This window comes from Brenneria goodwinii (assembly GCF_002291445.1).
Taxonomy (GTDB): Bacteria; Pseudomonadota; Gammaproteobacteria; order Enterobacterales; family Enterobacteriaceae; genus Brenneria; species Brenneria goodwinii.
Genome location: NZ_CP014137.1, coordinates 5,306,970 through 5,323,642 on the forward strand (window position 1 = coordinate 5,306,970; position 16,673 = coordinate 5,323,642).

14 protein-coding genes and 1 pseudogene are annotated in these 16,673 nt (G+C 52.5%); 7 read left to right on the forward strand and 8 right to left on the reverse strand.

All coding sequences use genetic code 11. The features are described 5' to 3' along the window. Positions 1-474: 474 nt before the first annotated feature. From ACN28R_RS23505 to edd, 4 genes are all read left to right on the forward strand, one after another. The gene (locus ACN28R_RS23505; RefSeq protein WP_048637547.1) at positions 475-2,148 is read left to right on the forward strand and encodes a methyl-accepting chemotaxis protein; all 1,674 of its coding nucleotides are present in this window, start codon (positions 475-477) and stop codon (positions 2,146-2,148) included. Between the two features lie 396 nt (positions 2,149-2,544). After that, positions 2,545-3,084 carry a gluconokinase gene (gene gntK / locus ACN28R_RS23510; protein WP_048637548.1) on the forward strand — a complete coding sequence of 180 codons (540 nt, stop codon included), beginning with the start codon at positions 2,545-2,547 and terminating at the stop codon, positions 3,082-3,084. Next, positions 3,084-4,430, forward strand: a complete 1,347-nt coding sequence (gene gntU, locus ACN28R_RS23515; protein ID WP_048639808.1) for a gluconate transporter — start codon at positions 3,084-3,086, stop codon at positions 4,428-4,430. Before gntK ends, gntU begins: the two co-directional genes overlap by 1 nt. Positions 4,431-4,513: 83 nt before the next feature. Next, positions 4,514-6,328 (forward strand): phosphogluconate dehydratase, encoded by a 1,815-nt coding sequence (gene edd, locus ACN28R_RS23520; protein WP_095835642.1) that lies wholly within the window; start codon positions 4,514-4,516, stop codon positions 6,326-6,328. Between the two features lie 76 nt (positions 6,329-6,404). Here the strand turns inward: edd and ACN28R_RS23525 are convergent, their stop codons facing one another. The 5 genes from ACN28R_RS23525 to dnaB all read right to left on the reverse strand — a co-directional run bounded on the left by ACN28R_RS23525 (position 6,405) and on the right by dnaB (position 11,730). Further along, a complete protein-coding gene (locus tag ACN28R_RS23525) occupies positions 6,405-7,598 on the reverse strand; it encodes an amino acid aminotransferase (protein WP_095835643.1) in 1,194 nt (397 codons plus the stop codon). Positions 7,599-7,662: 64 nt separating this feature from the next. After that, complete coding sequence (locus ACN28R_RS23530) at positions 7,663-8,277, reverse strand: YitT family protein (RefSeq protein ID WP_095835644.1); 615 nt, start codon at positions 8,275-8,277, stop codon at positions 7,663-7,665. A gap of 254 nt (positions 8,278-8,531) precedes the next feature. Next, entirely contained in the window at positions 8,532-9,011 is a 480-nt protein-coding gene (locus tag ACN28R_RS23535) for an Lrp/AsnC family transcriptional regulator (protein ID WP_048637552.1), read from the reverse strand. Between the two features lie 136 nt (positions 9,012-9,147). Beyond that, entirely contained in the window at positions 9,148-10,227 is a 1,080-nt protein-coding gene (alr, locus tag ACN28R_RS23540) for an alanine racemase (RefSeq protein ID WP_048637553.1), read from the reverse strand. A 96-nt stretch (positions 10,228-10,323) separates the two neighbouring features. After that, entirely contained in the window at positions 10,324-11,730 is a 1,407-nt protein-coding gene (gene dnaB / locus ACN28R_RS23545; RefSeq protein WP_048637554.1) for a replicative DNA helicase, read from the reverse strand. 149 nt (positions 11,731-11,879) lie between these two features. Here dnaB and ACN28R_RS23550 point away from each other — a divergent pair, with 149 nt between their 5' ends. Next, the gene (locus ACN28R_RS23550) at positions 11,880-12,869 is read left to right on the forward strand and encodes a quinone oxidoreductase (RefSeq protein ID WP_095835645.1); all 990 of its coding nucleotides are present in this window, start codon (positions 11,880-11,882) and stop codon (positions 12,867-12,869) included. Positions 12,870-13,499: 630 nt separating this feature from the next. On the opposite strand, the pseudogene ACN28R_RS23555 reads toward ACN28R_RS23550, so the two are convergent. Next, positions 13,500-13,691 (reverse strand): annotated as a pseudogene (locus ACN28R_RS23555) (DUF4158 domain-containing protein); the annotation flags it as partial. 455 nt (positions 13,692-14,146) lie between these two features. Here ACN28R_RS23555 and ACN28R_RS23560 point away from each other — a divergent pair. Next, positions 14,147-14,302, forward strand: coding sequence for a hypothetical protein (locus ACN28R_RS23560; protein ID WP_156186741.1), 156 nt, complete (start codon positions 14,147-14,149; stop codon positions 14,300-14,302). 4 nt (positions 14,303-14,306) lie between these two features. Further along, entirely contained in the window at positions 14,307-14,915 is a 609-nt protein-coding gene (locus ACN28R_RS23565; RefSeq protein WP_095835646.1) for a LysE family translocator, read from the forward strand. A 296-nt stretch (positions 14,916-15,211) separates the two neighbouring features. Here ACN28R_RS23565 and pspG read toward each other — a convergent pair whose 3' ends face one another. Both pspG and dusA read right to left on the reverse strand, forming a co-directional pair. After that, complete coding sequence (gene pspG, locus ACN28R_RS23570; RefSeq protein WP_048637557.1) at positions 15,212-15,433, reverse strand: envelope stress response protein PspG; 222 nt, start codon at positions 15,431-15,433, stop codon at positions 15,212-15,214. 200 nt (positions 15,434-15,633) lie between these two features. Then, the gene (gene dusA, locus ACN28R_RS23575; protein WP_095835892.1) at positions 15,634-16,662 is read right to left on the reverse strand and encodes a tRNA dihydrouridine(20/20a) synthase DusA; all 1,029 of its coding nucleotides are present in this window, start codon (positions 16,660-16,662) and stop codon (positions 15,634-15,636) included. Between the last annotated feature and the right edge of the window lie 11 nt (positions 16,663-16,673).

The following is a 16,673-nucleotide window of genomic DNA, read 5'->3' on the forward strand; positions in this document are numbered from 1 at the left end:
CTCCCATTTATTCTTTCTCCGCCAACAAAATTATTCTTTTTTTGACTAAAAGCTTATTACTTCGAACTGATTCGTTATATTTATGGCGATAAACCAGTTAATGATTTGTTTTGAATATTTTAACGATCAAACAGTAAAGATATACCAGGTCAGGCCGATAGAAACAGGTAGCACAGTGAGCGTGACTGTAGCGGATGGATTCAAAGAAGAATCATGATATCTGACAGGCATTTTTGACCGGATATTCCTTAATCGGTTTCTTACATGGAAACCTGAGTTAAGTCGTTTTCTTCAGACTGTGAGTACTGTTTTTTTGAGTCTCAGCGGTAGTGATTTTGTCAGAGTTACTGTTTTTGCATTTCTTTATGTTATTCATAGCGATCGCTCTCCTTTTTATGACTGCCCATCTTGTTGACATCCCTCACGTGCCGTCTTTTGAAATCTTTTATTTTTTATGTTGTTAAGGGAGATGGTATGCGTTTATCTGACTGGAAAATCGGCACACGTTTGGTGGCCTGGTTTATCCTTCTCGTTATTATGATTTGTTTTGTCAGCCTGCTCGCTATTTCGAGACTATCTGGCTTTTATGATAATGCGCGAGACATCGTTGAAGATATCTATCCACAGACCGTGGACTCAAATCGATTGATTGATAATGTTAATGCCGGGGTATTGGCATATCAGAAGTTATTGGTTGTTAAAGGCGAAGATAAAATCAAAGCGGTACATGATGAGATCACCAATGTCTCCGCTGACATTGTCGAGTTAATGAATAAAATAGAAACCACGGCGACCGATCCAGAATCCCGGCGAATCATGGATGAGATTAAACAGTATCGGGCTGATTTTAAAAATTCGGGGCAAAAAATCATCGATTTGGTTGCCGCAGGCGATCAGGATGCGGCGATTGATGAATTTAATACCAATACGGATAAGGCTCAGGGGAAATACCGGATCGCTATCACGAAACTTATCGATCATCAGGATAACGCCATGGCAACCACGATTAACCAAATGGCGCAAACCTATAGTTTTAGCCGTTGGTTGCTGCTGGGAATTCTATTCGGCTGTATCGTATTCGGCAGCATGATTGCGGTCGTCATGACGCGCAGCATAACGTTGCCGATTAATCAGGCGCTGCTGGTGGCCAATCGCGTCGCGAAAGGCGATCTGACGTCAAAAGTCGACGTGCAGGGTAAAGATGAAAGCAGCCAACTGCTGCAGGCGCTGGAGCATATGAATACCAACCTGCGGGAGATCGTCAGCCAGGTGCGTGAAGGGGCGGAATCCATTACCACCGCCTCTTCCCAGATCGCAGCGGGCAACCAGGATCTATCGGCGCGTACGGAAGAGCAGGCCAGCTCGCTGGAGCAAACAGCTTCCTCTATGGAAGAGTTGACGTCGACCATTAAAAACACGGCCGACAATACCCACCAGGCCACGGGAATTGCCAATCGGGCATCGGATTCAGCGCAGCGCAGCAGCGCGGTGATGACTTCCGTGACGCAAAAGATGCGCGGAATTCAGGACTCTTCCCAGCGGATGGCGGAAATTATTGGCGTGATCGATGGCATCGCCTTTCAGACCAATATTCTGGCGTTAAATGCGGCTGTTGAAGCGGCGCGCGCCGGCGAGCAAGGACGCGGATTTGCCGTGGTGGCCGGGGAGGTTCGTTCTCTGGCGCAGCGCAGTGCGACGGCGGCAAAAGAAATTAAAGATCTGATTGATGATTCCGTCGGGAAAATCCATGAAGGGATGCAGCTAGTGGATAACGCGGAAGAGAATATCAGTGACCTGACGACACATGTCCTGGATGTGAACGCCATCATCAGCGAAATCGCGCAAGCCAGCAATGAACAAAGCGACGGCATCAATCAGATTAATATTGCCGTCGGGCAAATTGACAGCACTACCCAGCAAAACGCCGCTTTGGTTGAAGAGTCGGCTTCGGCGGCGCTTTCGTTGCAGTCTCAGGCCAGCATACTGGCGGAGTCGGTGCGTACGTTTAAGTTGGGGGAGACCTCCGCGTTTTCCCGTTCCGCCAACACGGCGATCCCCACGCAGGCCGCAGCGTTGCCTGCAGCCGGGGCGTTAGCTTCGACAACGGGTAAAACATCAGGTAATTCACAGGACTGGACATCGTTCTGAGTTTGACCGAAGCCGTTTTCTTGCGAAGAATGACTTCGTTTTGCTGAGAAAATTTTTCCGCTTTTAAACAACAAGCGCCGCCTAAAAAGGCGGCGCTTTGCTATCTACTGCCTGTGCGACAGCTCAGAAAAGGGGTCGCGCGTGACTATCACAGACTCGCCAGTTCACTGCCGCACAGGCAGCTAACGACCACTGTGGTCATCGGATAGCTGAATCCATTCACCGCCGTTTTGTCAGCGAAAAAAGGCCATTATTTGAATTTCGTCACACTTTTTGTGTGGGGATAATCAATTCCATTGCCTTTTTTCTTTTTCAGAACGAACATTGTTACCGGTAACAATGTTCGTTCTGACCAATCTGACAGGAGAGCCGGACGTAAGCCGGCGTGTAATAACAATGAGTAGTGAACAGAAAAAAGCGCACCATGTTTTTATTTTGATGGGCGTGTCCGGTAGCGGTAAATCTGTCGTGGCCAGCACCATTGCCGCCCAGTTGGGGACGGCCTGTCTTGATGGCGATTTTTTGCACCCGCGTTCTAATATCAGCAAAATGTCCGCCGGGCATTCGCTCAATGATGAGGATCGCGCACCCTGGCTTCGGGCATTAAATGACGCCATTTTCGCGATGCAGCGTACTAACGAAATCTCCCTATTGGTCTGTTCGGCGTTAAAACAGGATTACCGCGATAAACTGCGTAAAGGTAATCAGCACGTATCGTTTATCTATCTGAAAGGCAGCTTTGAGGTGATCGAGCAACGTTTGAAAGCCCGTAAGGGACACTTTTTCAAACCTCAGATGCTGGTTTCCCAATTTGAAACGCTACAGGAGCCGGGTGAGCAGGAGACGGATGTGTATTCCGTTGATATCAACCAGCCTCTGGACGCTGTCGTGGCTGACGCGGTGAAAATCATTCAGCGGGTCAGGGATCAGGGATGATGAGTACGCTGACATTAGTGTTGACTGCGGTTGGTTCGGTGTTGCTACTGCTGTTTCTGGTGATGAAAGTACGGATGCATGCCTTTGTCGCTTTGCTTTTGGTTTCGGTGGGAACGGGGCTGTTTTCCGGTATGCCGCTGACGGATATCGCCGGCACGATGGAGAAAGGCATGGGCGGCACGCTCGGTTTTCTCGCTGTCGTGGTGGCGCTGGGCTCCATGTTTGGCCGTATTCTGCATGAGACCGGCGCGCTCGATCAGATCGCCAGGCGTATGGTCGGCTGGTTTGGCGAAAGCCGGGCCTATCTGGCGCTGGGGGTCGTCGGTTTGGTATGCGCGCTGCCGCTATTCTTTGAAGTTGCCGTTATGCTGCTGATTGGTATGGTTTTTGCCGTCGCTCGTCGTACCGACGGTAACCTGGTGAAGCTGCTTATTCCGCTGTTTGCCGGGGTAGCCTCCGCGGCGGCCTTTTTACTCCCCGGCCCGACGCCAATGCTGCTGGCGTCGCAAATGCATGTCGATTTCGGCTGGATGATCGCTATCGGCCTTGCCGCGGCTATTCCGGCGATGCTGGTGGCCGGGCCATTGTTTGGCCGTTTCATTAGTCAGTATGTTACGATCCCGATTCCTCAGAGTGAAATGGACGAGCCGAAACTGGACGGCGACGTAATGCCGTCATTTGGTTTTAGCGTCTCGTTGGTGCTGTTTCCTTTGGTGCTGGTGGGGATGAAAACCATTGGCACGATGTTTGTGCAACAAAATTCCGCGCTTTATGACTGGATGGAGCTGATTGGTCACCCGTTTATTTCCATTTTACTGGCCTGCCTGCTGGCAATCTACGGACTTGCCTGGCGTCAGGGAATGAGTAAAGCGCGAGTGATGGAGATCTGTTCCGCCGCGTTGCAACCCGCAGGGATCATTCTGCTGGTGACCGGAGCCGGTGGCGTATTCAAACAGGTATTGGTCGATTCCGGCGTCGGTCCGGCATTGGGCAATGCGCTAATCGATACCGGTTTGCCCATCCCCCTGGCTTGCTTCGTTCTGTCCGCGGCCATTCGTATTATTCAGGGATCGGCGACCGTCGCCTGCCTGACCACCGTCGGCCTGATTATGCCGGTAGTTGAAGTTTTATCCTTCAGCAATGCGCAGATAGCCGCGTTGGCGGTTTGCATCGGCGGCGGCGCGATTGTGCTTAGCCATGTGAATGATGCCGGCTTCTGGCTGTTTGGCAAACTGACCGGCGCCACCGAAATGCAAACGTTAAAGACATGGACGGTAATGGAAACCATTCTGGGGACTACCGGCGCGCTAGTGGGTATGGCCGCCTTTGCCCTGTGCCGGATTTAATGGGGCCAAGTATTTTAATTATATGATTTAAAAACAAAAGTATTCAATGTTGTGCGGCGTATGTCGTGTAAGGAATGTATATTATGAATCCCAGCGTGTCTCGTATTACTCAGCGTATTATTGAACGTTCCCGCAAAACACGTAATCGCTATCTTGAACGTATCAATGCGGCCTGTAGCCAGACGGTGCATCGTTCTCAACTGGCATGCGGCAACCTGGCGCACGGTTTTGCTGCCTGCCAGCCGGATGATAAATCCGCGTTGATGAATATGCTGCATAACGATATTGCGATTGTTACGTCGTATAACGATATGCTGTCGGCTCACCAGCCTTATGAAACGTACCCGCAGCAGTTGAAAGAGGCGCTGCATCGGGTTGGCGCGGTCGGGCAGGTCGCCGCCGGCGTACCGGCAATGTGCGATGGTGTGACCCAGGGACAGGACGGTATGGATCTGTCGCTGATGAGCCGTGAGGTGATCGCCATGTCGGCCGCGGTGGGGCTATCGCACAATATGTTCGATGGCGCCCTGTATCTGGGGATCTGCGATAAAATTGTTCCCGGTCTGGTGATGGCCGCGCTGTCGTTTGGTCACCTGCCGGCGATTTTTGTTCCCGCCGGGCCGATGCCGAGCGGTTTGCCGAATAAAGAGAAGATGCGCATTCGTCAACTGTATGCGGAAGGCAAGCTGGATCGCCACGCCTTGCTGGAGTCGGAATCTGCCTCCTATCATAGCGCCGGCACCTGTACGTTTTACGGCACCGCCAATTCGAATCAGATGGTGGTGGAGGTCATGGGGCTGCATTTGCCCGGCGCGTCCTTCGTTCCGCCCGGTACCCCGCTGCGCGATGCGTTGACGGATGCGGCCGCCAGCCAGATTACCCGCCTGACGCAGAATTCGGACAACTTCATGCCGATCGGCAAACTTATCGACGAGAAAGTCGTGGTCAACGGTATCGTGGCGCTGCTAGCGACCGGCGGATCCACCAACCACACCATGCATCTGGTTGCTATGGCGCGTGCCGCGGGCATCATCATTAACTGGGATGATTTTTCCGATCTGTCTGATATCGTGCCGCAGTTATGCCGAATCTACCCTAACGGACCCGCCGATATTAACTACTTCCAGGCCGCGGGCGGCGTTGCGATTTTGATGCGCGAGATGCTGAAAGGCGGATTGCTGCATGAAGACGTCAATACCGTCGCCGGATATGGCCTGAGCCGCTACACGCAGGAGCCTTGGTTGGATAACGGTCAGCTGGCCTGGCGCGCGGGGCCGGAGGCATCACTGGATGACAGCGTGATCGCCAGTATTGAAAAACCGTTTGCTCACCATGGCGGCACCAAGGTGCTGACGGGTAATCTGGGCCGGGCGGTGATGAAAACCTCCGCAGTGCCGGTGGAAAATCAAATCATCGAAGCGCCAGCGGTTATTTTTCATAGCCAGCACGATGTGGGACCGGCATTCGAAGCCGGAAAGCTGGATCGGGATTGCGTGATCGTGGTGCGCTATCAAGGGCCTTGCGCCATTGGTATGCCGGAGTTGCATAAACTGATGCCGCCGCTGGGGGTGCTGTTGGACCGCGGTTATAAAGTGGCGCTGGTGACCGACGGCCGCCTGTCGGGCGCCTCAGGCAAAGTGCCGTCAGCCATCCATGTCACGCCGGAAGCCTATACCGGCGGTGTTCTGGGCAAACTGCGCGATGGCGATATTGTTCGCGTCAATGGTCAGACGGGGGAGCTGAGCGTACTGGTTGATGATGCGGAATTGGCTGCCCGCACGGTGGAACAGCCGGACCTTTCCGCCCAGCATATCGGTTGTGGCCGGGAGCTGTTTGGCGCCTTGCGGGAACAGCTATCGGGCGCCGAGCAAGGGGCCACCTGTATTCGATTCGATTAGCCTTGCTGCCCGGTCTGGCCGGTAAACTCAAGCGCCGCCGGTGGGCGGCGCTTGATATTGATATCACCGGTTGGATTTACTGAATGGCGGCGAAAGCGGCGGCAACGCGCTGGACATTGCCGTGATTCAGGCCGGCCATGCACATGCGGCCGCTGGCAATCAGATAAACGCCAAACTCTTCGCGCAGACGATCGACCTGTTCCGCACTGAAGCCGGTATAGCTGAACATGCCGCGCTGGGTCAGCAGGTAATCAAAGTTGCGTGCCGGCAGCGCCTCTTTCAGCGCGGCAACCAGCGTTTGGCGCATTTCCAGAATACGCGTGCGCATCTCTTCCACTTCAGCGCGCCAGTTGCTATTCAGCTCGGCGTCATTGAGCACTTTAGACACAATCTGAGCACCGAAATTCGGCGGCGAGGAGTAGTTGCGGCGAACGGTCGCCTTCAACTGGCCCAGCACGCGCAGTGCGATCTCGGCATCTTCACAGACCACGGAAAGCCCACCCACGCGCTCGCTGTACAGCGAGAAGATTTTAGAGAATGAGTTCGCGATCAATGCCGGAATGCCAGCGCCGGCCACCGCGCGAATGGGGTAGGCATCTTCCTCGATTCCAGCGCCGAAGCCCTGATAGGCGATGTCCATAAACGGGATCAGTTCACGGCTGATCAGCACCTCGATAACGCGATCCCACTGTTCGTTCGTCAGATCGGAACCCGTCGGATTATGGCAGCAAGGGTGCAGCAGCACGATGCTTTGCGCCGGCAGTTGTTGCAGCACGGACAGCATAGCGTCAAATTTCACGCCCAGGCTGTCGGCGTCAAAATAGGGGTAGGTATGTACCTTGAAGCCGGCGCCGGAGAATATCGCGATGTGGTTTTCCCAGGTGGGATCGCTGACCCACACTTCTGAATCAGGGAAGTAGCGTTTCAGAAAATCCGCGCCGACTTTCAGCGCGCCTGAACCGCCCAGCGTCTGGATGGTGGCAATGCGGCTGGCGGCTATCGCCGGGTGGTTTTTGCCAAACAGCAGATGTTGAATCGCGGTGCGGTAAGGCTGCAACCCTTCCATCGGCAGGTAGGAGGTCGCGCTTTTTGGCAACTGCTCCAGATAGGTTTCCGCAGCGCTGACGGCACGGAGCTGGGGAATAATATTCTGTTCGTTGTAGTACAGACCGATACTCAGATTGACCTTGTCCGAACGTGGATCCTGCTTAAATTTTTCCATCAATGACAGAATAGGATCCCCGGCATAGGCATCAACTTTTTGAAACACGGCGTAACTCTCCTGAATATAGTATAGGGGTATCGGGTAATGTGACGGTTATGGTGCGGACTGGTCAAACCGCGTAGCGGCCGGGGCGATGATTCATCGCAATAATCAGGTTCAGAATGGTCGCGCCCAGTATCGAGGCAATCAGCATAGGTATGCTTACCACGAACAGGGAAGCCAGTACAATCACAATATCCACCCCCATCTGGAATTTCCCGGCGCGGATCCCATATTTATCTTGCAGGTAGAGCGCCAGAATGTTCACGCCGCCCAGGCTGGCCTTGTGGCGGAACAGCACGATAAATCCCAGCCCCATAATAATGCTGCCAAATAAGGTGGCGTAAAATGGGTTCAGTTTATCCATATGAATAAACAGCGGATGAAGGTCGGAAAACAGGGAAACCAAGGCCACGGCACAGAACGTTTTGATGGTGAATCGCCAGCCCATACGGCGAATGGCCAGATAGTAGAATGGCAGATTCAGCAGGAAAAACGCCGTACCGAAGGAGATGTGCGTCAGATAATGCAGCAGAAAAGCCATTCCCGCCGTACCGCCGGTCAGCGCCCCGGACTGACGTAACAGCACAACGCCGAAAGAGACCATCAGCGTACCAATCAGGATGGCCAGAACGTCTTCCAGCAGCGTGTGCGATAATTTGTCTGTAGTAATAACGTTATCCATGATGGCGGCTCAATACTTAGTCAGTGAAGTATAAAATCAGTCAATACAGTGGAATTAAGCAAGAATCACACCATATAACGTGTTGATATCGCTGGCTACAGACAGAGATAAGAGTAACTTATTGAATTATAAGAATGAAACTAATGCATTAATATTGCATTATTTGGCTTGTATTTGCTTGATGTGTGCATTTTTTATTGATTGATGCGTGAATTAGCCAGTTTTTGCACCAATAAGAAGCGGGTTGCCCCGATTTAGGGCAACGGCGGCAGTTCGGGCGTCATCAAGCCATTCTCTTTGAGACGATTGAGCACCACCGAGGTTTTCAGATGCGCCACGCTTTTATTCTGCGACAGAATCTGGCTGATCAAGGCGCTTAATCCCGGCAGGTCGGCTACCGCCACCTTCAACAGATAGTCGGCGTCGCCGGTGGTTTTATAGGCGTCGATAATGGCGTCAACTTCCCCCAGCATCTGGTGGAAACTTTCAACATATTCGCTGGTGTGGTTAATCAGCCGCACCTCAATCAGCCCCAGACACTCCAGGCCAACGGCATTGGGCGAGAGGCGGGCGTGATAGCCAAGAATGAGTTGAGCCTGCTCCAACGCAATGCGGCGACGGGAGCATTGGGAGGCGGAAAGCCCGACCAGTTCACTTAATTCCTGATTAGTCAGACGCGCGTTGGACTGTAATAGCGTCAGGATTTTCAGATCGAAGTCATCAATGGTGTACATAGTTCTCTCTAAACGGCGCTAAATGGTCAAGATCACAGACTAGCAGCTTTTTTTCGGCGGTCAGCCCGTCGCGAGCATAAAAATAGTTATCGGAAAAGAACAGGAGCCACTGTGGGCGGTTCCTGTTGTCCGTCGATTATTCGTCAACATATTCCAGCCGGGTGCGCTGCGTTAAACGTGTGATTAATTCATAGGCGCTGATGCCGGTATGTGCGGCGATCTTCTCAACCGGCAGCACGTCGCCCCACAGGATCGCCCGATCGCCCACCTGGTCCCGTGCCTCAGGGCCGAGATCGACCGTAATCATATCCATCGACACGCGTCCGGCCAGCGGCACTTCACGGCCGTTTATCCATACCGGCGTGCCGGCGGGGGCGCTGCGCGGATAGCCGTCGCCGTAGCCGATAGCGACGACGCCCAGCCGGGTATCGCGCTCGCTGGTCCAGATGCTGCCGTAGCCGACGGGTTGCCCCGCCTTATGCTCACGCACCGCAATCAGGTGGGAGGTAAAGGTCATGGCCGGTTGTAGACCGAAATCGGCGGCGTATTCGCTATCCGTCGGCGACACGCCGTATAGAACGATACCCGGACGAATCTGATCGCGATGCGCCTGCGGCCACAGCAGAATACCGCCCGACGCCGCAATGGACTGGGCGCCGGGTTTGCCTTGCGTGAACGCATCGAAACAGGCCAATTGGCGTTCGGTGGTGTCGACTTGAGGTTCGTCCGCGCGGCAAAAATGACTCATCACATTCACCGGCTGCACCACATTGTGGCATTGCGTCAGCCGCTGGTAGAAGGCTTCGGCGTGTTCCGGCAACACGCCGAGACGGTGCATGCCGGTGTCGAGCTTCATCCAAACGCGGATTGGATGCGGCAGATCGGCCTGCTCCAGCACCGCGAGTTGTTCTATGCTGTGAACGGCCGTTTCCAGATGATGTTCAGCCAATAGCGGAAGGTCATCGGCGGAAAAAAAACCTTCCAGCAGCAGGATGGGTTTAGTGATGCCGGCCGCACGCAGCTGCAACGCTTCGGTAAGCCGGGCGACGCCGTAGCAGTCGGCGTGGCAAAAGGTGTGAGCAGATTCAATGAGTCCGTGGCCGTAGGCATTCGCTTTTACAACAGCAACCAGGCGGCACTGTGGGGCCAGTTCGCGGATCCGTTGCAAATTGTGACGCAAAGCGCGGCGATTAATGACGGCGGTTGCCGTTTTCATTCTGTGTCCTTAGCGCATGATACCCTTTATCTTTCAAGTCACCGGGCGTGTCGCCTGCCGGCATCTTGAAATGTGCGGGGCATCTATCATCGTGCATTATTCATCATCGTATTGTGGTCCGGCGTAATTATCAAAGCGCGACCACTGCCCGTTAAAGGTCAGCCGAACGGTACCGATAGGACCGTTACGCTGCTTGCCTAAAATAATTTCAGCTATGCCTTTCATGTCGCTGTTTTCATGATAAACCTCATCACGGTAGATAAACATAATCAGGTCGGCATCCTGTTCGATGGAACCGGATTCGCGCAGGTCGGAGTTAACCGGCCGTTTATCTGCGCGCTGTTCCAGACTGCGGTTAAGCTGGGACAACGCCACGACAGGGACTTGCAATTCTTTTGCCAATGCTTTGAGCGAGCGGGATATTTCGGCAATTTCCAGCGTACGATTATCGGACAGCGACGGCACGCGCATCAATTGCAGGTAGTCGATCATGATCAGACTCAGACCATCGTGCTCACGAAATACCCGGCGGGCGCGGGATCGAACCTCGGTGGGCGTCAGCCCGGAGGAGTCATCGATATACATGTTGCGTTTTTCCAGCAGGATCCCCATGGTGCTGGAAATACGCGCCCAGTCTTCATCATCCAACTGGCCGGTACGAATACGGGTTTGATCCACGCGCGACAGCGACGCCAGCATACGCATCATGATCTGATTGCCGGGCATTTCCAGGCTGAAGATCAGCACCGGTTTATCCTGCATCATGGCGGCGTTTTCGCACAGGTTCATGGCGAAAGTGGTTTTACCCATTGAGGGCCGCGCCGCCACAATGATCAGATCCGATTTTTGCAGGCCGGCGGTTTTCTTATCCAGATCCTGATAGCCGGTCGATACCCCGGTAACGCCGTCGTGCGGTTTTTGATAAAGCTGTTCGATACGGGAAACGGTATCTTCCAGAATACGATCGATACTTTTCGGGCCTTCGTCTTTGCTGGCGCGGTTTTCGGCGATCTGGAAAACGCGGGATTCAGCCAGATCGAGCAGATCTTCACTGCTGCGCCCCTGCGGATCGTAACCCGCATCGGCGATTTCGTTGGCGACGGAGATCATTTCGCGCACCACGGCGCGTTCCCGCACGATATCGGCATAGGCGCCGATATTGGCGGCGCTGGGGGTATTTTTAGCCAGTTCGGCCAGATAGGCGAAGCCGCCCGCCGACTCTAGGGAACCTTGCTGTTCAAGCGATTCGGACAGGGTGATCAGGTCGATCGGCCTGCTCATTTCCAGCAGACGTTGCATCTCGGTGAAAATAAGACGGTGGGCCCGATTGTAGAAATCATTGGCGACAACGCGCTCGGCAACGTTGTCCCAGCGTTCATTATCCAGCATCAGGCCACCCAATACCGACTGTTCCGCTTCCAGCGAATGTGGCGGAAGTTTTAAACCTTCCATTTGGCGATCGCGGGGTTCGTTCGATTTATTGGTTGGTCTTTTTTCTGCCATGAAACGAGTTCTTTACCGGTTGATTTACGATTAAGGAAGGGGGCATTGTATATCTGAATGCAACGAATACGCACTATATACGCACCATATATGCACTACCATACCCACATGATGATATTAAAGATGGTTCATATGAGGAAATAAATGATATGGCAAAACGTATTCAGTTCAACAGCCACGGCGGTCCGGATGTTTTGCAATACGTCGATTTTATCCCGACCGATCCCGCCGCGGGCGAGGTTCAGATAGAGAATCGCGCAGTCGGCGTTAATTTCATCGATACCTATATCCGCAGCGGATTGTATCCGGTTCCGGGTTTGCCTTCCGGGTTAGGTACGGAAGCGGCCGGCGTGGTGACCAAAGTCGGCTCTGGCGCCGGGGTGATTAAGGTCGGCGATCGGGTGGTTTACGCTCAGTCGGGGTTGGGAGCCTACAGCGATATACATAACGTAGCGGAAGAGAGAGTCGCCATCCTGCCGAATGCCATTAGCTTTGAGCAGGCGGCGGCGTCTTTCCTGAAAGGGCTGACGGTGCACTATCTGCTGCGTCAGGTTTATGAAATCAAACCGAACGAAACCTTTTTGTTCCACGCCGCCGCGGGCGGAGTCGGGCTGATTGCCTGCCAGTGGGCGAAGGCGTTGGGCGCTAAACTGATTGGCACCGTTGGCTCTGATGAAAAAGCGCAGCGGGCAAAGCAGGCGGGCGCCTGGGAAACGATTAATTACCGCACGGAAAACATCGCCGGGCGGGTGGCCGAACTGACCGGCGGCGAGAAGGTTGCCGTCGTTTATGACTCGGTGGGTAAAGATACCTGGGAAGCGTCGCTGGATAGCTTGAAACGTCGTGGGCTGATGGTTAGCTTTGGTAATGCGTCTGGGCCGATAACCGGCGTGAATCTGGGCATACTGAACCAGAAAGGGTCGCTGTATGTTACCCGTCCGTCGCTGCATGGCTATGTTACTACCCGGAAGGAACTGGAGCAGGCCAGCAATGCGCTGTTCTCCATGATTGCCAGCGGTGCGGTTACCGTTAACGTGCCGGACAGCCAGAAATTTGCGCTGGCGGATGCGCAGAGCGCGCATCAGGCATTGGAGAGCCGCCGCACCCAGGGATCCAGCCTGCTGATCCCCGGACGGTAATGTGCAATATACCCAATAGATTTCAAGATGCAGGAAGGCGGCAACTGAATGAATCCCCAGGAGCTTACTTAGGTAAGTGACTGGGGTGAGTGAGGGAAGCCAACGCGCCTGCAACTTGAAAGATGACGGGTATAAAGCAAAAGGCCTCCAACCGGAGGCCCTTGCCGTGACGCTTATTTCATCAAGCTGCATGTAGGGTACAGCGGATATCGCATGGGGCGCCATTGTGCCGAGCGGCGATTATTTTATTTCCCAGACGATGATGAAATCTGTTTGCCTTGTTGTGTTGAACCGCCCGTTTTGCAGGCTATGATGATCTACACGCTATCTTTGCAAGGCAGATAAAAACGTGGCGTCATCCTAGCAGCCACGATGGTGAAAAAATATCTGCTGGCGCACAATTTTGCATTCTGCCTTGCAATTTTTGACGTCTCGCCCGATTGTTACCTGTAACGGCTCGTCATCCATTCTTTTGGGCTCACAATAACTGCTCAACATCTGTCTGATAAGGCTGATGTAACAACACCGGCGTGCTCTGGACGCTATTCGGTCACCGGTTTGAGATTACTGCCGGACAGGGCGCAGATGGGTAAGTTCAGTTGCAGAGCCGATGCCTGGATATGGTCAGCCCGCACCGCCGTTTTTTTTCAGATAGCAGAGAAGAACGGCAAAACAAAAACGGCTGGCGGGTTTGCGGTGAGCATTGATAAGAGCCAGATCATGTTCGCTGAAATATGCCATTCGGGTCAGCGTTAATTCATCGTCAGCTAATGCCAGTAATAATTCTCTTACCGACAGTGAAAGAATCTTCCCCCTTGTTATAATAATTTTCCTCGTTAATTATTCGGCATGATATTTTTAATGGTAATGGTTATCGTGTAAAGGTACACTCTGTATAATAAATAGATTCCCATGTCCAAACTGATACTTTTTGCAACCTTTGCAGAACTAGCATTGTTTCACGCGCTTGCAGCATATTCTTATTCAAACAACTTTCTCAAATTAATACTCTACAATTCCCCCTCCACGCCCCCCGCAAAAAAATATCATTTCAAATAATATAAAAAAAAGGAATAAAATTATTTAAACTGAGTTTAATGCACCACAAAAATAAATACCTATAACTTAAATGTGGTGTTACAAATAATTATGTCATTACCGCAATGACATTTGAGACTTAGTAACAAACAATCTTAGATAGGGATGTCATATGCTATTTAGGTTCAGATGGTGTTTATAACCTCACAATCACCGGCGAAGTCTTTCAGGGGCATATAGTGAAGGGACTAAAGAAACAGCGTGATCAAAGCGTTATTTCTGAATACATTCAGGAAGGCCGCAAACTGGCAGAGTTGGCGGCAAGTGGCGTTATTACAGTTGAGAACGCGTTAAATAACCGGCAGCAAAGCATACTCAAACAGACTGAGGAGTGAGACCATGCAAACCGGTCTGTTATTCACCTACTGCAGCACTATTTTTATAGCTTCGATGATTCCAGGCCCTTCTATGATGCTGGCTATGTGTGTAGGTCAGAAAAGAAATGGCTTTATGCTGGGAAACGTGGCCGCGTTAGGTAACGTTACAGCATCCGTGATTCAGGCTCTGATTTCACTTGCGGTGATCTACACCATTGGCGATGTGAGTGAGAATTTGATGAAGGTAATTAAAATTGCCGGTGCAGTTTATATCATCTATATCGGTGTAAGACTTTTTATGGCTAATGGAATTGACGGTGGTGACGTTGGTGATCAAAAAAGCAGAGTTATTTCCACATTCACTCAAGGCTTTATTTTTGCCATTGCTAACCCAAAGGCTATTGTGTTTTTTGTAGCATTCTTCCCGTCTTTCATCGACGTCAAAATTTCGATACTTAGCCAAGCATTAGTTATTTTATTTCCTATTGCGGCAATTGCTTATGCGTGTTTTTTGAGTTATGTCCTGGCTGGCGGGCTTTTAAAGAAGATGTTTGCGAATAATGTCTATGTTAGCCGGTCTTTTGCTCTGGGTATCATATGCACCGGCGTTAGTATCTTTTTTCTGCGGTAGCACTGTCGGATAAGCACAGCCAGCTGCCTGACTGTGCTCTCCTAAGAACGGAGTGCGATTTTCACCGTACTCCGCTCAAACCTCTCAAAGGCATTTATTGTTACCCGGCAAGGCTTCTCATCACGCTGTTTTCACATATGGGCTTACCATGTTCCGTATATCTTGTGTGTCAGGTTAGCTGCCTACTGGAATGCGGAGGGCATATCGATCACGAGAAGATAGCCCCATAGTCTTCTAGCCACCCTCATTGCCTTTTGGCCACAGGGTGTTAACCACTTCCACTGCTTACCGGCCTGTCAGCGATAATAACGCACCGGTTTTTGCTGGAAATGACGCCACAGCCAAACAACCGCTACCGCCAGCAATAGCCAGGGTAGTACTTTTATCGCCATGACGAACAGCCCGCCAACCAGCATGAAAACAGCGGCGATAAACAGCGCGGCAAGAACGCCTAACAATGACACGCCGGTCACCATTAGCATGATAAAAAAACCGATAATGAAGAAAATTTCCAACATGGCGTGCTCCTGTGGTGGCTGAATCTGTTTTTTATGGCGCGACATCGACAGCCGTAGTGATTGCGAACCATGCTTGCCAATGTCCTAAGGTAATAACAAGAATCGTGCCAATGTGCATCGCTGATAACTGATTGATTTATCAGCGATGGGAAAAAGAGGGAACATGCAGGGTTGGTCAAAAAGACCAACTGTTGGCTTTTTTAAGCTGCGGAATGATTAACCAATGCCAGCGCCTGTTCTACCACGCGGGTATCCGCACCGGGTTTATTGGCGTTTTCGCTCAGGTAACGGCGCCACTGGCGTGCGCCGGGTATGCCCTGAAACAGGCCGAGCATATGGCGGGTAATATGGCCGAGCGATGCGCCAGCCGATAATTCACGTTCGATATAGGGATACATCGCTTCAACGACGGCGGCGAGATCCAGACTGGCCGCGGACGAATCAAACAGCTCGCGATCGACCTGCGCCAGAATACCGGGGTTTTGGTACGCCTCCCGCCCCATCATGACGCCATCCAGGTGTTGCAGATGGGTTTTGGCGTCCGCCAGCGTTTTCACGCCGCCGTTAATGGCGATAGTCAGCGCTGGAAAGTCGCGCTTGAGTTGATAAACGCGCGGATAATCCAGCGGCGGAATTTCACGGTTTTCTTTAGGGCTCAGCCCGGACAACCAGGCTTTACGGGCATGCACAATAAACGTGTCGCACCCGCCGCGCTCGGCGACGGTTTGGATAAATTCGCACAGAAATTCATAGCTGTCGCGATCGTCGATGCCAATACGGGTTTTCACCGTCACCGGAATAGTGACCCGATCTCTCATCGCCCTGACGCAGTCCGCCACCAGCGACGCTTCTCCCATCAGGCAGGCGCCAAACCGACCGTTCTGTACCCGATCGGACGGACAACCCACATTCAGGTTCACCTCGTCATAACCGCGCTGTTCGGCCAACTGCGCGCAACGCGCCAGCGCCGCGGGATCGCTGCCGCCCAGTTGCAGCGCCAGCGGGTGTTCTTCGTCGCTGTAGGCCAGATAGTCCCCTTTACCGTGAAGGATGGCGCCGGTAGTGACCATCTCGGTATACAGCAGCGTCTGGCGGGTTAACTGACGAAAAAAGTAACGGCAATGGCGATCTGTCCAGTCGAGCATCGGCGCAATGGAGAAGCGTTGGAGGCTGTGGTTACCTGAGTTTGTAGGCGTTGCCTTGTTTGTAGGGCTTTTTACTTCTGTCATATTATCGTGCA

Coding starts and splice junctions, on each gene's coding strand:
- ACN28R_RS23505 (WP_048637547.1), top strand. CDS start 475: ATGCGTTTATCTGACTGGAAAATCGGCACACGTTTGGTGGCCTGGTTT.
- gntK (WP_048637548.1), top strand. CDS start 2,545: ATGAGTAGTGAACAGAAAAAAGCGCACCATGTTTTTATTTTGATGGGC.
- gntU (WP_048639808.1), top strand. CDS start 3,084: ATGAGTACGCTGACATTAGTGTTGACTGCGGTTGGTTCGGTGTTGCTA.
- edd (WP_095835642.1), top strand. CDS start 4,514: ATGAATCCCAGCGTGTCTCGTATTACTCAGCGTATTATTGAACGTTCC.
- ACN28R_RS23530 (WP_095835644.1), bottom strand. CDS start 8,277: ATGGATAACGTTATTACTACAGACAAATTATCGCACACGCTGCTGGAA.
- ACN28R_RS23535 (WP_048637552.1), bottom strand. CDS start 9,011: ATGTACACCATTGATGACTTCGATCTGAAAATCCTGACGCTATTACAG.
- alr (WP_048637553.1), bottom strand. CDS start 10,227: ATGAAAACGGCAACCGCCGTCATTAATCGCCGCGCTTTGCGTCACAAT.
- dnaB (WP_048637554.1), bottom strand. CDS start 11,730: ATGGCAGAAAAAAGACCAACCAATAAATCGAACGAACCCCGCGATCGC.
- ACN28R_RS23550 (WP_095835645.1), top strand. CDS start 11,880: ATGGCAAAACGTATTCAGTTCAACAGCCACGGCGGTCCGGATGTTTTG.
- ACN28R_RS23565 (WP_095835646.1), top strand. CDS start 14,307: ATGCAAACCGGTCTGTTATTCACCTACTGCAGCACTATTTTTATAGCT.
- pspG (WP_048637557.1), bottom strand. CDS start 15,433: ATGTTGGAAATTTTCTTCATTATCGGTTTTTTTATCATGCTAATGGTG.
- dusA (WP_095835892.1), bottom strand. CDS start 16,662: ATGACAGAAGTAAAAAGCCCTACAAACAAGGCAACGCCTACAAACTCA.